This is a genomic window from Tritonibacter aquimaris (assembly GCF_009617595.1).
In the GTDB taxonomy this organism is placed as follows: domain Bacteria; phylum Pseudomonadota; class Alphaproteobacteria; order Rhodobacterales; family Rhodobacteraceae; genus Epibacterium; species Epibacterium aquimaris.
In genome coordinates, this window is sequence record NZ_WIXK01000004.1 from 60,895 (window position 1) to 78,284 (window position 17,390).

The window sequence follows — 17,390 nt, forward strand, 5'->3', positions numbered from 1 at the left end:
TGAGGGCAGCAGCGCGTGACGTTGCTGCCCTTATTCTTACGCGTCAGATCAGCGCGACCAGAGCCAAAAGGCAGCTGAGTTCAGTGAGCTGTTGCGCTGTTCCCAATACATCTCCGGTTTTGCCGCCGATTTTGCGCAGCGCAAGAAATGCCAGCGCCAGAACAATCAGCACAGAAACGATGCTGAGAACCAAAGTTTTGAATGGGCCAAGGATCAGCAGCGCTGTCACCAGCGCAATGAACAGGGCAGCTATGACTGCAGCAAGCCCCGGGCGACCAACGGATTGTGCCAGCCCAGATGGGCGCGCATCTGGCAATTTATACATCATCGCGGGGAGAACGGCGCGCGACAGCGCTGCCACCGGTAGCAACAGCCAGAGCGCTGACGTCCCGTTATCACGAAAAAGAGAGGACAGGGCAGACCAGCGCATTATGCTCACCATGATCAACGCCAAAACCCCGTAGGTGCCAATATGGCTGTCTTTCATAATTTCCAGCCTGCGGGCACGGTCAAAGCCACCCCAAAAACCGTCCGCTACATCCGCGAGCCCGTCTTCGTGCATCGCGCCGGTAAGAACGATCGAGGTGATCAGAACAAGACCGGCAAGGAACGGTGCAGAAAAACCGAGAATTGCAGCAATATATGCTAGCGCAACGCAAAGGGTAGCAACGCTGATTCCGGCGAGAGGAAAGGCCCAAACAGCGTGATTTTGACGCGCAAAGCATTTGTCGGACAGGCGGGGAATCGGTAAACGGGTGAGCAATATGTGACTCACCAATATATCGCGTGGGTCGAAGCGGTTTTTCATGTGACTGGAACCTTCAAAAGTATATGCCTACGCCGCTGACAGTGTTTATAAAGTCCCGATCGGTTTAATCCTGTCCGGCAAGAAGATGCAACGAGGCCCTTAAATGCTGCCAAAGCTTTTGACAGTAGACGAATTCAAAGCTCAGCTCGCAACTGCCCCTGATATCGATCAGGATGCCGAGGTGAATGCGGCCGTTTTAAACGGCCAATTGACCAAGCCGCCCGGCTCTTTGGGGCGGCTAGAGGATCTTGCGATCTGGTACGCCGGCTGGCGTGGAGAGGTGCGGCCGCAGCTGCGCAATCCGCAGGTGATTGTCTGTGCCGGCAATCACGGGGTTGCTGCACGCGGAGTGTCTGCATTTCCACCTGAAGTGACCAAACAGATGGTGGCAAATTTCCAGCAAGGCGGTGCGGCGATCAATCAGTTGGCGCGGTTTGCTGGGGCGCAACTGGACGTTTTGGCACTGGATCTCGATGTTCCCACTGTTGATTTTACCGAAGCTCCCGCAATGGATGAGCAAAAGCTGCTCGAGGCGCTGACCAGCGGCTGGCAAGCTGTGCGTCCAGATAGCGACCTGCTTGTGGTGGGGGAGATGGGGATCGGAAATACCACCTCTGCCGCGGCCCTGTGTCTTGCGCTGTTTGGTGGGACTGCCGATGAATGGACCGGGCGTGGTACCGGGATCGACAATGAGGCACTGGTGCAGAAAGCACAGGTTGTGGAAGCTGGGGTGCTGCGTCACAGAAGCCAGATCCGTGATGGATTGGATGCTTTGGCACGTCTTGGCGGGCGTGAGATTGCGGCTATGGCGGGGGCCATTGCGGCGGCACGTATGCTGCGCATTCCGGTGATTTTGGATGGCTACATCTGCTGCGCGGCTGCAGCCTGTCTGGCGGAAACGGTCGAGGGAGCGTTGGATCATACCGTTGCGGGGCATGTGAGCGCCGAAGGCGCGCATCAGACGCTTTTGTCCAAGATTGGCAAAGTGCCACTGCTCAATCTCGATATGCGTCTGGGCGAAGGTTCTGGCGGCACTCTGGCGATCCAGATCCTGCGCGGCGCATTGGCCTGTCACAGCGAGATGGCCACGTTTGAAGAAGCAGGTGTGAGCGACGGCTGATCGTTCATTCCAGTGCTGGTTAAAACGCGCGTCCCCTAAGCGGTGTCGCGCGCTTTTTTTTCCGCAAGTTCCATCAGTGCGGTTTCCAGATCTTTTTCCAGCTCTCGGGCGCGGTTGATGTAGCTGCCGTTTTCTGCCGGAGGGATATCTGGTCGCCAATGATCCGCCAGCTCGCGTACTGTTTGACGGTCATGCGCATAAAACGTCTGTTCAGCCTGCGCCGCTTCATATTCACTGAGGCCCGCGTTTTCGAGCACGTAGCGACCCGCGCGCAGGGCGCTGTCAAACATTTCGCGCACGATGTCATTGGCACCAGCCTGATACAGCGCGTACACATGATGACGGTCATAGGCGCGGGCAATAATATGCAGATCGGGATAGCTGCGCCGCGCGTAGCTCACAAGCTTGGTCACATTCGCCGGATCATCCAGTGCCACCACCAGAACGCGCGCCTTGGCAATGCCTGCAGCGCGCAGAAGTTCGGGGCGCGTGGGGTCGCCGAGGAAGCTTTTGACGCCAAAGCGGCGCATCAGTTGCACAGCCTCAATGTCGCTGTCGAGCACCACTGTTTTGAAGCCACTGGCCCGCACCAGCCGGTTGACGATCTGGCCAAAACGGCCAATGCCCGCAACGATCACGGTGCCGGTTTCATCGATGTCATCGGGCGCAGGCATCTGGGTGGTCTTTTCACCAGCGAGCCGCGACAGCATATCATAAGCGATGAACAATAGCGGCGTGATCAGCATGGTCAGCGCAATGATCAGCAACAGCTTTTCTGACACCCGTTGGGGTAAAATATGGAGCTGTCCAATAAAAGCGAGCAGCACAAAGCCAAATTCACCAGCCTGTGCAAGCCCCAATGTAAAGAGCCAATGGTTGCGGTGACGCAGTCCAAACATGCGCCCAACCACAAAAAGCACAACACCCTTGGCCAGGATCACCAGTAGGGCAAGGCCAATCAGATCACCGGGATCGGCAAAGAACAGCTTGTAATTGATCCCCGCGCCAACCGTAATGAAAAACAGCCCGAGCAGCAGGCCTTTGAACGGGTTGAGATCGCTTTCCATTTCATGGCGAAATTCTGAGTTGGCAAGAACCACCCCGGCCAGAAAGGCACCAAGCGCGGGGGACAAGCCCACCAGCGTCATCAGGAATGAGATCCCGACCACAATAAGCAAGGCGAGCGCCGTGTACATCTCACGCAGATTGGTGGCGTGGATAAAGCGAAACACCGGTCGGGTCAGATAGATACCTGCAAGAATAATCACTGCAATGGCCGCAAGCGTCACCAATGCCACGCCCCATCCGGGTAACCCGTCCACGAGAGACAGGTCAAAGCCATGGCTCCCGCCATGACCCCCGCCATGATCTGCACCAGCACGGGTGATCGACCCATCTGTGCTGATATGGGGCACATAAGTGGTGGCGAGCAAGGGCAGCAGCGCAAGGATTGGGATCACCGCGATATCTTGAGTGAGGAGCACCGCAAATGTCGCGCGGCCACCGCCGGTTTGCATCAGGCCCTTTTCCGACAGCGTCTGCAGTACGATCGCAGTTGAAGAGAGCGATAGCGACAGACCAATTGCAAGCCCCATTTGCCAGCTCATATTCGCGGCCATCGCGGCGCCCATGAGCAAAATGGTACTAAACACAATCTGTGCGCCACCAAGGCCGAGTAGATTGTGTCGCATCGCCCAGAGTGCACGGGGGTCCAGCTCAAGCCCGATGAGGAAGAGCATCATCACCACGCCAAACTCTGCAAAATGCTGGAGATCCGCGGTTTCTGCGCCCACCAGCCCCAGAACGGGGCCAATGATGATGCCAGCTGCAAGATAGCCGAGCACAGAGCCAAGTCCGAGGCGTGCAGCAATAGGAACGGCAATTACAGCCGCAGCGAGGTAGATCGAGGCTTGGTACAAAAAGGCTTCCATAAATCTATATGGCAAGCCTGAACCGGGTCCTGCAACGGAATTAAACCGGATCCCGAGGGGCGGGCGAAAAACTGTTGCCCGATGTAGCCTGCGCCGCTGTTTTGGGTAGGGGCGCAGGCCGTTTTATCAACTTTCGAGGGCTCGGATCTCAGTGCTGAGGTTTGCGATACGTTCCAGCCGTTGCGAAATCCGTTCCTGAAAACTGCCCAGTTGGTCGATGATGTCTGAAAGCGTTTCACCGGATTCGGGCAGGCGGGCGCTTTCGATCTTACACAAAACACGGGTCGAGCTTAGCCCTAGGAAGTGGCGATGCATTACCTGGCAGGCGCGCAAGATGCGTTCCGCTTCGCTGTCGACCTGTTGCAGACCTGCTTCAGCTTCAGCTGTTTGTTCCGCAACAAGAGAGGCCAGAATGCTGCGTTCTGCTTCCATGTCGACTTTGCCGAGGCTGCGACGTTCCGTTTGCAGCTGGGTGTCGCATTCTGTCATGATACGGCACATGCACTCGACAAAAAGGCTGTTTTGCACGCAATCCAGAATGGCCGCAAAATTGGTATCCGCGCCCATCACATGCGTGGAGAACCAATCGCTCATTTCTCGCGACATCGCGCCGTAGTTTTGCGACAGCACCGTGACCGGCCCGCCCGAAGGCTCGATCCGCGATGCAATCACGCGCAGGTTATGCGGGATCGTATTCATCGCATCAAAATCGGTGATCAGCCCTTCGGTTTCCCCCACGAGGGTGCGGGCGTCATTGAGCATCTCTCGCAGCTGAGCAATTTTTGGATTGGCGGCCTTGCCTAGGCCATGATCGCGCGCCAGCAGCTCCTCGCACAGCGCATCCACGGCAAACTCGTGATAGGTGTCATAGCCTTTTTCTTTGAGCGCTGCGAGCAGCATCTCGGCGCTTTCGGCCGGGCTGATTTCCTCTTCCTTTTCGGCTTTCAGCAAATCTGAATAGAGGCGCTGAATTTCGGAAAATACCTTGCTGGAGGGTTTGATGCGCGCCGACAGATAGCCATCCCCGCAGGGAACCACGACCGCATAGACCCAATAATGTAGCCCATCTTTGGAGCGGTTTTTGACATAGGCCCCCATGGTTTTGCCCTGTTTGATAATATCCCAAAACAGGTGGAAAACCCCGCGGGGCATATCCTGGTGGCGAATGGCCTTGTGAGGGGCCCCCAAAAGCTCGTCCCAGCTATAGTGGGACACCCGTTGAAACACATAGTTACCAGCACGTATGATGCCACGGCCGTCAGTGCGTGAAAAGAATACTTCATTTAATGCAAATGGAGCTTCACCACTTTGAGGGCGTTGTTCGACGCGGCGATCCATATAAGACACGTTCACGATCCAATCTTTGACTCAGATTTTCTGGCTGCTAGATCTAGGTGAAAAACGTTCCCACTGGGTTAACCGCGAGCTGTTTCAATCGCGTTTTGATTGTGGATAAAGTGGTGAATTCTGAAAGGGGGCTCTTGCGAGGTTTTGAGTTTTCTTTTTGTATCAGGGGGTTGCGATCTGTGCCAAAAAAGCTTCGCAATTGCATAAATAATACATCAAAAAATCTATGCCTAAATCCTGTGCAGATGCTTACCCATTGGGCATACGCAGCGTGTGATTGCGTCCTCTTTTTTGATAAAGGAGTCGCTGTTCATCGATTGCGGTGACACGCCCACCATCGATTGAGTCGCCTACTTTTAGTTTTTTCAAACGTCCAGAGGGCAGGCGGACCAATGCTTCGCGGTTGCGCGAGCTGCCAGAGATGCCAATGAGGTTAAGTTCGCGTAGGTTTATCGCGCCTCTAACAGTGGCTTCACGGGCAACGCTTGAGTTTGATGGGATGCGCGGTGTGGTGACCGCAGCAGCAACGCTGCGTGGCTCAGTGCGCTTGGCGAGGGTGTCGGGGCGTTTGCGTGGGATAACCGAACGCTCTGGGGCGGAACCCTCATTGACCAAGGCGGCAATGGTTTCTTCCACTTCGGCCGCGATCGCTTCGGGTGCGGCTGGGGGCGCCAGCGAGATGGGACGCAGACGTGGTCTGAATTTTGCCAGTTCAGCCCGGCTGCGGCCGTCAAAGCGGGCGCGCTCTGCGCGTTCTTGTAGATCAACGGGGCGCAGCCGCGGGCGCGCCAGTGCAAGGTTAGAGGTCTGCACCGGCGCCGCCCGCAATGGGCGCACGGGCGCGGGGGGCGGTACCTTGTTGGGGCGGCCAAGATAGACGGTAATCCCATCCGGGTTCAGCGTGCCTTCGGGGGTCGCAATCACCAAGCCGCGTTCATCGAGATCAAATCGACTGTCTGCGGGGGCAGGAGAAGGCAGAGCCGTTTGGATCAGGTCGCTGTTGAAACCTACACGGTTGGGCAAGGCAATTGCATCATGCGACAGCGCGGCATTGTCGATAGATGCCACATAGATATCATCAAGCCCTTGAAGCGAAGCCGCCGCATCCAGGCTTGGTGGCTGCTGCCAGATACCTGTTGCGGCGTAGCTTGTGCGCAGGGCACGCTCTGCATCTGATTGATCGGCGGGTTGATCAATTTGGGGGGAGGCCTCTTCCGCCAACAGATCAAGTGCTGCGCTGTCAGTTGTGCTGAGGGAAGGTGTTTCGGGACTTGGTTCAATGGTTTCGAGCGAAGCGTCGGGGCCGGGATCAAGGCTGCTGATCTGATCGGGCGGCGCGCTGGTTGAGGTGGATGTTTCCACCGGGGGCGCGGCCTCGATTGGTTCCGCTTGAAGCGCGGGGGCATCCTCACTCGCCGCGCCGAGCGACAAATTCTCGCGCGCTTCTGGGAGTGCAGGCTCAATCAGATCATCCGCCGGATCCGACCAATAGGCCACGGCCGCAACCACGGCCATAAAAATGAGCAAGAGCGACGTCAGCATCAGCCCGAGAAAACGAGGTTTGCCGCCGATTGTTTGCGTCTTTGCCTGGGTCGCGGGTGCTTCTTCACCTTTTTCATATGCAGCTTTGGCAGCGGCGGCGGCGCGCGCCTCAGGAGAGTTCGCGGGGACCGCGATCTGCTTGGGCTTGATCTGGGCAAGAACGGCCGGTTTCGCGGTGGCGGGAACACTCGCTTTGGGCGCGCGGGGTGGCGCAACAGCGATGGGTTTTGCCGCCTGCGGCCGGGCGACGGGTGCTTTGGCAGCAACGGCAGGTTTGTTCGCTGCAAGTGCAGGTGCTTTGGTTGCCACTGGCGCTTTGGCGGAAACCGGAGGTGCAGCTGGGGTGGGGGAAAGCGTTTTGCGCGCGGTCACCTCTGGGGCATCGGGTTTGTGATCAGGCCGATTGGCGCGGCGGCTGACAAAACCAACCTGTGTTTGACCCTCTGGAGCTTCATTCGCGGCTTTTTGCTTTGTGGCATCAGTGGTGTTGACCGCAGCTTCGGAAGCTTTTGGTGCTGAAGCGTCTGCCGTTACAATGTCAGACGTTCTTTCTGCGAGTGTATCGATTGCACTGAAATCAAGCGTTTCAGGCAGGCCGGTTGGCGCGGTGGCTGAGACATGATCAGGCAGGTCGTCACGCGCAAGCGCAGCAGCGGCGCGGCTAGCAATTTCTTCCAGTTTGGTCGCTTGCGCGCTTGGTGCAGGAGCTTCGGGTTCCTGGGGTTTGGTCTCTGCTTTTGTCGGCGCTTCCTGCACGGATGCGGGCGCAAGCTCTTCCTCCAAAGCGGGGCTTGGAGGCGGGGAGGCAGGGCCAAGATCAACAACAGCAATCCCATCGGGGATCACATCGTTATCGGCGTTTGCTGCTCCAAAGAATGGCTCGCCCAAAAAGGCCTGCTCACCCGGGATCGCGACAAAGCTTGTAGGGGTGAAACCGTGGGCGTTTGCAAAGCCCCTTGCCTCTTCCAGGGTTTCATGCGCAACGGCGGCCACATGGGTTATGCCCCCGTCCGCGCTGATGTCAAAGGCGAGCTCGTCCAATGCGTATGGGGTCGCTTCTGCCACCGCTGCACCAGCCTGTGCGCGGCGCGCATCGGGAGCAATTTCACCTGTTTCAACCGAGAGATAGCGAATTTGATCATTCGGCAGGATCAGTTTGCAGGCCAGCGGCAGCCCGTAGGCTTCGCCAGCTGTACGAAGGTCGGCCAGAGCCGCGTCCAGATCTGCCACATCAAAGGCCACTTGGCCAATGGAGCGCCAGCCACCTGCCGCCCGCAGCAGGAGAGTAATCCCCTGAGAAGAAAGAGAAAGAGCAAAATCGGGTTTCATGCCGCCGTCAAACCACCAAAATCTTATACGCGCGCAGCCCTGCGCTGCTGTTCTGTTATGGGCTGCACCTTAAAGCAGGTAATCGCCAAGTTAAAGAACTACGGCAGGTTGCCCCTTGCAAACTGGCGATCTGCCGCCTTGATAGGAACAGAACCATCAATGGTGGCAAAAAGGTAGAGATGAAAATGGTGCATATGGGACTGAAGTCGATTGTTTTGGGCGCAGGGATTGCGGTTGGACAGCTTTATTTGCCGACTGTTGCCGCTGCTCAGCCGGTTGTGGCCGAAGCACAGCGCCAGATCGTGGTGCAAGGCAGCGCCAGCAGGGCAGTTGCGCCGGATCAGGCGGTGCTGACATTGGGTGTGCGCGAAGAGCACGAAGAAGCACGTGCAGCCATGGCAGCCGCATCCAAAGCCATGGTTGCCATTATCGATGAACTGGTCGCCGCCGGAATCGCAGCAGAAGATATGCAAACGAGCCAGCTGTCGCTGTCGCCGGTTTGGGCGCGGGATGATCGCTACGATCAGAATGGCACGCGTAAGGTTGTGGGCTTTGAAGCGTCAAACATGTTGACGGTGAAGTTACGGGATTTGGATGCGCTAGGTGGTGTGCTGGATCAGGTCTTGGCGGTTGGGGCCAATCAATTTCAGGGCCTGCGCTTTGGTTTGGAAGATGCCAATGCGATTGAGCGTGATCTGCGCGCAGCCGCGGTGAAAGATGCTTATGACAAAGCCCAGCAGTTGGCGGATGCAGCCGGTGTTACACTGGGGGCGGCGCGCCAGATTTCTGAGCATGATTTTCGCCCGGATGGGGTGATGATGGAGATGGCCCGCAGCGCGCCGGTTCCAATCGCGGCCGGAAGCCTTGAGTTTTCCCATCAGGTGTCGCTGGTATTTGATCTGGAGCCATAAGCGACCAGAGAATGCGCCCCTCCGCAAAATTGCGAAGGGGCAACAAGTAGCGCCATTAGGCGGTGGCAGCTGTCAGCGCCTGATCCAGATCCGCGATCAGATCATTTGCATCCTCAATCCCGATGGAGAGACGCACCACATTTGGGCTTGCACCTGCAGCTTCCTGCTGTTCCGGCGTCAGCTGCCGGTGGGTGGTGGAAGCCGAGTGAATGATCAGCGAACGTGTATCGCCAAGATTGGCCACGTGGCTGAAAATTTTCAGGCTGTCGACCAGTTTCACGCAAGCATCATAGCCACCTTTGACCGCAAAGGTGAACAGTGCGCTGGCCCCTTTGGGATAGCAGCGTTGCGCGCGCTCATAATAAGGAGAGCTTTCGAGCCCGGCGTAGGTCACATAATCCACGCGCGAATCCTGTTCGAGCCAGCTGGCAACTTTTACCGCGTTTTCAGTGTGGCGCTGCATGCGCAGTGACAGGGTTTCGATACCCATCAATGTGTAATGCGCCGCCTGCGGGTTCATGGTCATGCCTAGATCACGCAAACCAACAGCAATCGAGTGGAAGGTGAAGGCCATCGGACCTAGTGCACCATGGAAGACCAGCCCGTGATATGCGGGTTCTGGTTGCGAAAGCGACGGGAATTTATCGTTGGCGGACCAGTCGAACTTGCCCGAATCCACAACGCAGCCACCGGTCACGGTGCCGTTGCCTGTGAGGTACTTGGTCGTGGAGTGCACAACCAGAGTGGCGCCATGTTCAATGGGGTTGCACAGGTATGGCGTTGCGGTGGTGTTGTCGATAATCAACGGAATACCTGCGGCATCGGTGACATCGGCAATGGTGCGAATGTCGGTGACATAGCCACCGGGATTGGCAATCGATTCCCCAAACACCGCGCGGGTGTTTTCATCAATCGCATCGGCAACCGCCTGCGGATCATCAAAATCAACAAATTTCGCCGACCAGCCAAAGCGTTTGATGGTCTGGCTGAACTGCGTGACAGTGCCGCCATACAGACGGGTTGAGGCAACAACATTGCACCCCGGACCCATCAGCGGGAAAAGCGCCATGATCTGCGCCGCGTGACCCGAAGAGCAGCAAACCGCGCCCGCGCCGCCTTCCAATGTGGCGATGCGTTCTTGCAGGCTTGCGACCGTTGGATTGGTCAGGCGGGAGTAGATATAGCCCACTTCTTCGAGGTTGAAGAGTTTGGCCGCGTGTTCGGCGTCGCGAAACACATAGGCGGTGGTCTGGTAGATCGGGATTTGGCGTGCGCCGGTTGCCGGGTCAGGCTGGGCACCCGCATGAATCTGAAGGGTGTCAAACCCCAGGGATTGGCTGTCGCTCATGCGTCGAACCTCCTCTTAAATATCAACACTGTAGCGAGGCAGAAACTGTGGTTTTGCAGCGCATTGTCGCAAGTTCTGCAAAGCGGCTGGCTGTGGCGTGAAAACCTAAGCGTGCGCGAAACTTCGTGCTGCGGGGATCTGCACCCGTGGACATTGATTGTAGAGGAGCGTTTGTTATCCGCAACACGGGATTGTGAGGTGGAGATGAAAAAGAACATTCTGATTGTGGGCGGCAGTTCAGGCGTGGGCTTAGATCTTGCCAAACACTATGTAGCGGATGGCCATTCGGTCTGCATCACAGGGCGTCGTGATCCGCAGTTGCAGGGTGCAAAGTTTCATCATCTGGATATCGGCGCAGGCGAGATGTCAGCGCAGCTGGATGAGCTGTTGAATGGGTTTTCTGGCATTCATACAGTGATTTATGCGGCGGGGTTCTTGCAGCGCGGCAAGATCGAGACGCTTGATGATGGGGCGCTCGCCAGCATGGTCAACCTTGGTTTGCTGGTGCCGATGATGTTGGTGGCACGGCTGAAACCCATTGCGCCGACCCCGTTGAAAGTGATGCTGATCGGGTCAAGCTCTGGCTATACGCCGCGCCCCAATGAACCTGCATATGCGGCCGCAAAGGCCGGGCTTTCGATGTTTGGCGCATCCATCGCGCGTGATCGTGAGATTGGCAAGGTGCTGGTCGCAGCACCTTCGGGCATCAATACCCGGTTCTGGGCGGGAACGGATGAGGATACTTCAACCATGTTGCAATCGCGCTGGGTGGCTGAGCAGATCGTTGATCTGTCGAGCGGTGCATTCAAATATAAGTACGCCAAGATCTTGCGGGATCCAGCACGTGTTGAGGTGGTGGACTGCTATGACAATGCGTTTCAGCCGATCAACGCAGCCACAACCCCGCATCCTTGATCCGCTTTCGGATCGCCTGTTCGCGCCGGGGTAGGGCGGACTGATCAAACAAAGCCCGCACATCATGACCTTTGCCCTGGTAGATCATCTTTTTCATCGGCTCATAGGATTTCAACACTTTCTTGAGCCAATTGGGGGCGGCGATCTGTTTCAGCGTTTCTATCACCGCATCGCTTTCGCGCGCATATAGTAGGGGCAGAAACCGGTAGTGGCAGCTGATGTCCCCATCAAGGTAGCCCTGTGGCAGTGCATCACGTCCGCCGCCAAGCGCATGTATCACCAATGGCAGCGCAACCTGATCAAGCCAGGGATCCATTTTTTGCCCTACCAGTTCTGGCGGTGGCGTGTCGCGGATGTCGCGCGCATAGTCCAAGAACAGCTGCCCAAACTGGCGCGGGCAACTGTAGTAGAAAAAACCTGCGTTAAAGTAGAGGTAGCGCCGCCAGTATTCATCTGGCTGGCTTAGATCGAGGCTGCTGTCAAAATCGAGCCCGAAACGGTCATAAAGCGATTTCCAGATGTCCGTGTACCCAGGCCCATAGAGCGTTGGTTTGGGCCAGGTGCCTGACACCCGCAATGATGCAGAAGGACGGGTGAAATCAAACGGCACAGCGGTGATATCGCCGGTGATCAACGTGTCGCTGTCGAAAAAGATAAAAGGCTCGCCTTCGGGTAGGTTTAGCAGCGCTTCGATCTTGTTGCCTTGGGGGTAGCTTTCGCCAAAGACCGTGTTTTCAAACGGCAAAACACGCACATTCAACCGCTCAAAGGCCTCTAGGATCGGCGCGGCTCGCAGCTCTGGATCACCAGACCATAATGCTCCAGCGCTGGGCGTGGCTACAAACAAATCGCCGGTGAAATCGGGTGAATTCTGGCGCAACGAGGCCGCAAACAACAATGCCTCATAGCTGAGGCGGCCGTTTTGGGCGATGATTGCAATGTTAAAGCTCATGGCTCCACCGCTGGGCTGATCATGGTCACCCCGCCAATGTTTGCAATGCGATCCAGGTCGCGCTCATAGGCGTCTGTGGCCTCTTCAATCAGCACGTCGTCCCAGTCCGGCATGTCGAGCTCTTCTTCCAACTCATCCTCTAGGGCGTATTTGTCGAGAAATGCCAGGGTTACGCGCTGGCGTTGCGAGTCGTTGAAATCCGGATGTTGGTGCAGATAACTGCGCAGCCGCTGCATGCCCTCTTTCGACATGATGTCCGACAATAGATCCATGCCGCCATTCACCCGCGCCCCAGCCTCAAGTGCACCAAATTGGCGCAAAACATGGGGCCAGACCAGCGGCAGATCTTCATAGCACCAGACGGTAATCGGGATCTCTGGCACGCTGGCACGCAAACGCAGCAACAGCTCCGACCATTGAACGCGCAGCGGGCTGTTGTCTTGCTGCAGCTCTTTGATGCGTTGCGGATTGGCGTTTTTCAAAAGCCCCGGTATAAACCCCACCGGATTGCGCAGCCCCAGATGTAACGCAATATCATCGCCTTGAAACAGCTGCTGCATGAACCTGCAGCGCAGTTCCGCATTGGGGTAAAGCTGGTTGAAGCTGAGCGCCATTCTTTGAGAGCCCCAGAAATGTGGATTAGAAAGGATCACACGCTCTGCATCTGCGCCATCAAGGATCGCCTCCCACAGCACATCACGCGACTCTGGCGCAGGATCGCCTTGCTCAAGCGTTGCAAAACAGTCTTTCAGCAAAGACCGGTATGAGCTGGGGCCGGGGACGGCGGTTTTGGACTTGGTGAAAATCTCTCGATTGCGCAGCAGGCTTTTGAGCAGCCGATCTTCTTCGGTGCTATGGGCTCCACAATGAACAATCACCTGCATCTAATGTCTTCCACCTGTTCAAAATATTGCTTTAGCCATAGCTGTTGGGGCGGTGCGGGTCAAACCGGCGCTCCCTTTTGTGGGGGAAGTGGATTTTTTTGCATTTTTTCGAAATTCCGCTCTTGCACCAAGTTTTGGGAGCCTTTAAGAGACGCGCCACGGCCCCTATAGCTCAGCTGGTAGAGCAACTGATTTGTAATCAGTAGGTCCGCGGTTCGAGTCCGTGTGGGGGCACCATTTTCCAGACATAACGTTGGATCGGTCTATCACGTATGTTTCGTGACATGCCATGCGTTTGCGCTGGGTTCAGCTTCCGTAACGTTTTCCATCTGCGCCACATAGTGGTGCTGTGTCATGAATCCCTCACCTCTATGTTGATATGTCTTTGAGTGGGCAGATGAAAATCTCCTGAAAATTCAAATTGGCGCTGAGCCTGCTCTTACTGCGTGTGCGTTTGTTTCGCTGTGCGCCCAGTGCGGGTCATTCTTAAAGTTGACATGAATCATGATTCATGTTTCATATTTTTGAGGAGAAAAGGGAGGATTACTTATGAAGCGCGTGTTTGCGTTGACGGTTGCTGGTGCTTTGATGTCATCTGTGGCGACTGCAGAAATTCGTATTGCTCATGTTTATGGCAAAACCGGCCCGTTTGAGGCCTATGCGGCGCAGTCGCATAACGGGCTGAAGCTTGGTCTGGAATATGCCACTGGCGGCACCATGGAGATCAATGGCGAGAAAATCGTATTGATCGAAAAAGACACCCAGCTGAAACCGGATCTTGGCCGAGCCCAGCTTGAAGAGGCTTATGGCGATGATGAGGCTCATATTGCGGTAGGGCCCGTCAGTTCGGGTGTTGCACTGGCGATGTTGCCGGTTGCCGAAGAATATGAGCGTGTGTTGATTGTGGAGCCTGCAGTGGCTGATTCAATCACTGGATCGAACTGGAACCCCTATGTGTTTCGCACCGGGCGCAATTCCTCTCAGGATGCAATTGCCAATGCTGTGGCCCTGGGCGGAGAAGGGGTGACCATTGCAACATTGGCGCAAGATTATGCTTTTGGTCGCGATGGTGTGGCAGCGTTCAAAGAGGCGCTTGAGGCCACCGGCGCGAAGCTTGCACATGAAGAATATGTGCCAACAGACACCACTGATTTCACCGCTGCAGCAGAGCGTGTTTTCACCAAGATGGCTGATATCGAAGGTGAAAAGAAGCTTTTCATCATCTGGGCCGGTGGTGGCAATCCGATGGGTAAAATCAACGCGATGGAGCCGGAACGCTTTGGGATCGAAATCGCGACCGGCGGCAATATCCTTGCGGCGTTGAAGGCTTACAAGGAGCTCCCCGGTATGGAAGGGGCGACCTATTATTACTATGAGATCCCGCAGAACCCGGTGAACGAATGGCTGGTCAAAACCCATTTTGAACGTTTCGACAGCCCACCTGATTTCTTTACTGCGGGTGGTATGTCATCTGGTCTTGCTATCGTGGAAGCGATCAAAAAGGCCGGTGGCGCCGAAGACAGCGATGCGCTGATTGAAGCCATGAAGGGCATGAGCTGGGAAACCCCCAAGGGCACTATGACCTTCCGCGCCGAAGATCATCAGGCGATGCAGGCCATGTATCATTTCCGCACCGAGCTGCAGGACGGCAAGGACTATGGCGTGCCGGTGCTCGTGCGCGAAATCCCGATGGATGAAATGTCCATTCCCGTGCGCAACAACTGATCCAAGGATCATCCTGACCAAACGCAGGGGGAGTTTGCCCCCTGCGGACAGGGACCAGAGGCATATGACCCAGACATTATTGCAGACCGAGGCGCTGACCGTGCGGTTTGGTGGCCATGTGGCCGTCGACGCAGTGTCCTGCAGCTTCCACGCGGGTGAGCTGACCGCTATTGTTGGCCCCAATGGGGCGGGTAAGACCACCTATTTCAACCTGATTTCAGGCCAGATCCCAGCCAGTGGTGGCACGGTGAAGCTGATGGGCGAAGACATCACCCGCCTTGGCGTGGCTGAGCGTTGCCGCCGGGGATTAGGGCGTGCGTTTCAGCTAACGAACCTATTTCCCAACCTGTCGGTGCTGGAAAACATCCGCCTGGTTATTCAGTCGCGCCAGCACAAGGGGCTGAGCCTGTTTTCCATGGCTGACAACCATATGGAACTGACGGTCGCTGCGATGGCTATTCTGGAACGGGTGCGGCTTGATACGCAAAAGGATCAGCTGGTTTCTGCACTGTCCCATGGGGATCAGCGCAAGCTTGAGGTGGCGCTTTTGTTGGGGCTGGATCCGATGGTTTATATGTTTGACGAGCCCACTGCCGGAATGAGCGTCGATGAAGCGCCGGTTATTCTTGATCTGATTGCAGAGATCAAAGCGGACCGTGAACGCACCGTTTTATTGGTGGAACATAAGATGGATGTCATCCGCACGCTCGCGGATCGCATCATTGTTTTACACAATGGCGCACTGGCAGCAGATGGCGATCCGGAAACGGTGATGGCCTCGGATGTGGTGCAAGAGGCCTATATGGGTAAGGAGCTGGATCATGTCTGACCCGATCCTGTCATTGAATGCAGTTTATACCGATATTGCCCAGTATCACATCCTGCAGGGTGTTGATCTTGAGGTGCCGCGCGGCCAGGTGACTATGCTGTTGGGTCGAAACGGTGTGGGCAAGACCACCACGCTCAAAACCATCATGGGGCAATGGTCTGCGAAATCTGGCGAAATCCGCTACGATGGGCGCGATATTACCAAAGTGCCAGTTTCAGCACGTGCCCGCGCTGGTATTGGGTTTGTCCCCGAAGATATGGGGATTTTTGCCGATCTCACCGTTGAAGAAAACATGGCGCTTGGCGCGATCTCTGGCCCGCTTGATCCCAAACGCAAAGAATGGCTGCTTGGAGCCTTTCCGGCGCTTGGCACCTTTTGGAATTCCGAGGCGGGAAATCTGTCGGGCGGACAGAAACAGATGTTGTCGATCGCCCGCGCCATGGCCGAAGAACGCAGCCTCTATCTGATTGATGAACCAACCAAAGGGCTGGCGCCGGCGATTGTATCGACCATGGCGCAGGCGCTGCGTGAACTAAAAGAGCAGGGCGCGTCTATCTTGTTGGTAGAGCAGAACTTTTCGGTGGCCAAAGCGCTGGGAGATAGCGCTGCGGTGATGGATGACGGCCGGGTGATTTGGACCGGCGCAATGGCAGAACTCGCCACAAACAAAGACCTGCAGGAACGCCTGATGGGTCTGAGCATGGAGGCACATTGATATGACCGCTGCTCCTGATCACAGACCAACCTTCGCCCGGCTCAGCCTGGGGGAACGGTTGGATGAAATGATGCCTGTGCTACTGGTTCCGATCCTTGTGGTGCTGGGATTTGTCGCCATTGGCGCACCGTCTTCGTGGTTGACGCTTACGGTTTCGGGGCTCGCCATGGGGATGATGATTTTTATCATGGCCTCTGGTCTGACGCTGGTCTTCGGATTGATGGATGTCATCAACTTTGGCCATGGCGCATTTATTTCTGTCGGGGCCTTTGTTGGGGTTTCTGTGCTGATCGCGCTTGAGCACTGGACTGGGGTTGCGTCTTTGATGCTGAATATCTCAGCGGTCTTTCTGGCCGTGGTTGCCGCAATGGCGGTGACCGGCGCGCTGGGCTGGGGGTTTGAACGTGTCATCGTGAAACCCGTTTACGGCGCACATCTGAAGCAGATCCTTGTGACTGTTGGTGGGCTGATCGTGATGGAACAGCTCATCCATGTGATCTGGGGCCCGGATGAGATTTTCATCAACCGCCCCGAGATGCTGAAAGGTGCGATTACATTTGCTGGGGCTGCGCTTGAACGGTACCGGCTGTTGGCTGTGGCCATCGGGATTGTGCTGTTTATCGCCATGCGCATGATCTTGCGGCGCACCAAAATCGGTTTGATTGTACGTGCGGGCGTCGAAAATGGGCCAATGGTTGAAGCGCTCGGTTACCGGCTGCGTGTGGTGTTTATCGGTGTCTTTATCGCCGGTTCCGCGCTTGCGGGCCTCGGTGGGGTGATGTGGGGGCTGTACCAAGAAGTCATCACCGCTGGCATGGGCGAAAAGATGATGGTGCTGGTGTTTATCGTTGCCATCATCGGTGGGCTGGGATCGGTGGAGGGGGCCTTTATTGGCGCGCTGCTGGTTGGGCTCTTGCAAAACTACGTGGCCTTTCTTGAGCCGAAACTGGCGCTGGTGTCCAACATCGCGCTGATGACCGCAATTTTGATGTGGCGGCCGCAAGGCATGCTGCCTGTTGTGAAGGCGAAGTGAT

General features: G+C 56.3%; 14 protein-coding genes and 1 tRNA gene. 8 read left to right on the forward strand and 7 right to left on the reverse strand.

What is annotated here, in order from left to right; all coding sequences use genetic code 11:
- Positions 1–43 precede the first annotated feature (43 nt).
- Positions 44–808, reverse strand: a complete 765-nt coding sequence (cobS, locus tag GG681_RS08615) for an adenosylcobinamide-GDP ribazoletransferase (protein WP_153547162.1) — start codon at positions 806–808, stop codon at positions 44–46.
- A 103-nt stretch (positions 809–911) separates the two neighbouring features.
- On the opposite strand from cobS, the gene cobT reads away from it, so the two are divergent.
- Positions 912–1,928: a nicotinate-nucleotide--dimethylbenzimidazole phosphoribosyltransferase gene (gene cobT, locus GG681_RS08620; RefSeq protein WP_153547164.1), complete on the forward strand. Its 1,017-nt coding sequence runs from the start codon at positions 912–914 to the stop codon at positions 1,926–1,928.
- A gap of 35 nt (positions 1,929–1,963) precedes the next feature.
- Here cobT and GG681_RS08625 read toward each other — a convergent pair whose 3' ends face one another.
- From GG681_RS08625 to GG681_RS08635, 3 genes are all read right to left on the reverse strand, one after another.
- Positions 1,964–3,859, reverse strand: a complete 1,896-nt coding sequence (locus tag GG681_RS08625) for a monovalent cation:proton antiporter-2 (CPA2) family protein (RefSeq protein WP_153547761.1) — start codon at positions 3,857–3,859, stop codon at positions 1,964–1,966.
- 126 nt (positions 3,860–3,985) lie between these two features.
- Positions 3,986–5,206, reverse strand: coding sequence for a PAS domain-containing protein (locus GG681_RS08630; RefSeq protein WP_328593336.1), 1,221 nt, complete (start codon positions 5,204–5,206; stop codon positions 3,986–3,988).
- A 249-nt stretch (positions 5,207–5,455) separates the two neighbouring features.
- Positions 5,456–8,077 carry a hypothetical protein gene (locus GG681_RS08635; RefSeq protein WP_153547166.1) on the reverse strand — a complete coding sequence of 874 codons (2,622 nt, stop codon included), beginning with the start codon at positions 8,075–8,077 and terminating at the stop codon, positions 5,456–5,458.
- 179 nt (positions 8,078–8,256) lie between these two features.
- Between GG681_RS08635 and GG681_RS08640 the strand changes: the two genes are divergently transcribed.
- Positions 8,257–8,988, forward strand: coding sequence for an SIMPL domain-containing protein (locus tag GG681_RS08640; protein ID WP_235899824.1), 732 nt, complete (start codon positions 8,257–8,259; stop codon positions 8,986–8,988).
- 55 nt (positions 8,989–9,043) lie between these two features.
- On the opposite strand, the gene GG681_RS08645 is transcribed toward GG681_RS08640, so the two are convergent.
- Complete coding sequence (locus tag GG681_RS08645) at positions 9,044–10,336, reverse strand: O-acetylhomoserine aminocarboxypropyltransferase/cysteine synthase family protein (RefSeq protein WP_153547168.1); 1,293 nt, start codon at positions 10,334–10,336, stop codon at positions 9,044–9,046.
- Positions 10,337–10,540: 204 nt separating this feature from the next.
- Between GG681_RS08645 and GG681_RS08650 the strand changes: the two genes are divergently transcribed.
- Positions 10,541–11,251, forward strand: coding sequence for an SDR family NAD(P)-dependent oxidoreductase (locus GG681_RS08650; protein WP_153547170.1), 711 nt, complete (start codon positions 10,541–10,543; stop codon positions 11,249–11,251).
- On the opposite strand, the gene GG681_RS08655 is transcribed toward GG681_RS08650, so the two are convergent.
- Positions 11,223–12,203, reverse strand: coding sequence for a hypothetical protein (locus tag GG681_RS08655; RefSeq protein WP_153547172.1), 981 nt, complete (start codon positions 12,201–12,203; stop codon positions 11,223–11,225). The genes GG681_RS08650 and GG681_RS08655 overlap by 29 nt on opposite strands.
- Positions 12,200–13,087 carry a hypothetical protein gene (locus tag GG681_RS08660; protein WP_153547174.1) on the reverse strand — a complete coding sequence of 296 codons (888 nt, stop codon included), beginning with the start codon at positions 13,085–13,087 and terminating at the stop codon, positions 12,200–12,202. Before GG681_RS08660 ends, GG681_RS08655 begins: the two co-directional genes overlap by 4 nt.
- Positions 13,088–13,248: 161 nt before the next feature.
- Here GG681_RS08660 and GG681_RS08665 point away from each other — a divergent pair.
- The 5 genes from GG681_RS08665 (at position 13,249) to GG681_RS08685 (ending at position 17,389) form a co-directional block, all read left to right on the forward strand.
- Positions 13,249–13,324 (forward strand) — tRNA-Thr (locus GG681_RS08665).
- Positions 13,325–13,636: 312 nt separating this feature from the next.
- Positions 13,637–14,812, forward strand: coding sequence for a substrate-binding domain-containing protein (locus GG681_RS08670; RefSeq protein WP_153547176.1), 1,176 nt, complete (start codon positions 13,637–13,639; stop codon positions 14,810–14,812).
- Positions 14,813–14,876: 64 nt separating this feature from the next.
- Positions 14,877–15,641: an ABC transporter ATP-binding protein gene (locus tag GG681_RS08675; protein WP_153547179.1), complete on the forward strand. Its 765-nt coding sequence runs from the start codon at positions 14,877–14,879 to the stop codon at positions 15,639–15,641.
- A complete protein-coding gene (locus GG681_RS08680; RefSeq protein WP_153547181.1) occupies positions 15,634–16,356 on the forward strand; it encodes an ABC transporter ATP-binding protein in 723 nt (240 codons plus the stop codon). The genes GG681_RS08675 and GG681_RS08680 overlap by 8 nt, the downstream gene beginning before the upstream one ends.
- A gap of 1 nt (position 16,357) precedes the next feature.
- On the forward strand, positions 16,358–17,389 hold the full coding sequence (locus tag GG681_RS08685) for a branched-chain amino acid ABC transporter permease (protein ID WP_153547183.1): 1,032 nt from the start codon (positions 16,358–16,360) through the stop codon (positions 17,387–17,389).
- Position 17,390 lies beyond the last annotated feature (1 nt).

Coding starts and splice junctions, on each gene's coding strand:
- cobS (WP_153547162.1), bottom strand. CDS start 808: ATGAAAAACCGCTTCGACCCACGCGATATATTGGTGAGTCACATATTG.
- cobT (WP_153547164.1), top strand. CDS start 912: ATGCTGCCAAAGCTTTTGACAGTAGACGAATTCAAAGCTCAGCTCGCA.
- GG681_RS08625 (WP_153547761.1), bottom strand. CDS start 3,859: ATGGAAGCCTTTTTGTACCAAGCCTCGATCTACCTCGCTGCGGCTGTA.
- GG681_RS08635 (WP_153547166.1), bottom strand. CDS start 8,077: ATGAAACCCGATTTTGCTCTTTCTCTTTCTTCTCAGGGGATTACTCTC.
- GG681_RS08640 (WP_235899824.1), top strand. CDS start 8,257: ATGAAAATGGTGCATATGGGACTGAAGTCGATTGTTTTGGGCGCAGGG.
- GG681_RS08645 (WP_153547168.1), bottom strand. CDS start 10,336: ATGAGCGACAGCCAATCCCTGGGGTTTGACACCCTTCAGATTCATGCG.
- GG681_RS08650 (WP_153547170.1), top strand. CDS start 10,541: ATGAAAAAGAACATTCTGATTGTGGGCGGCAGTTCAGGCGTGGGCTTA.
- GG681_RS08655 (WP_153547172.1), bottom strand. CDS start 12,203: ATGAGCTTTAACATTGCAATCATCGCCCAAAACGGCCGCCTCAGCTAT.
- GG681_RS08660 (WP_153547174.1), bottom strand. CDS start 13,087: ATGCAGGTGATTGTTCATTGTGGAGCCCATAGCACCGAAGAAGATCGG.
- GG681_RS08670 (WP_153547176.1), top strand. CDS start 13,637: ATGAAGCGCGTGTTTGCGTTGACGGTTGCTGGTGCTTTGATGTCATCT.
- GG681_RS08675 (WP_153547179.1), top strand. CDS start 14,877: ATGACCCAGACATTATTGCAGACCGAGGCGCTGACCGTGCGGTTTGGT.
- GG681_RS08680 (WP_153547181.1), top strand. CDS start 15,634: ATGTCTGACCCGATCCTGTCATTGAATGCAGTTTATACCGATATTGCC.
- GG681_RS08685 (WP_153547183.1), top strand. CDS start 16,358: ATGACCGCTGCTCCTGATCACAGACCAACCTTCGCCCGGCTCAGCCTG.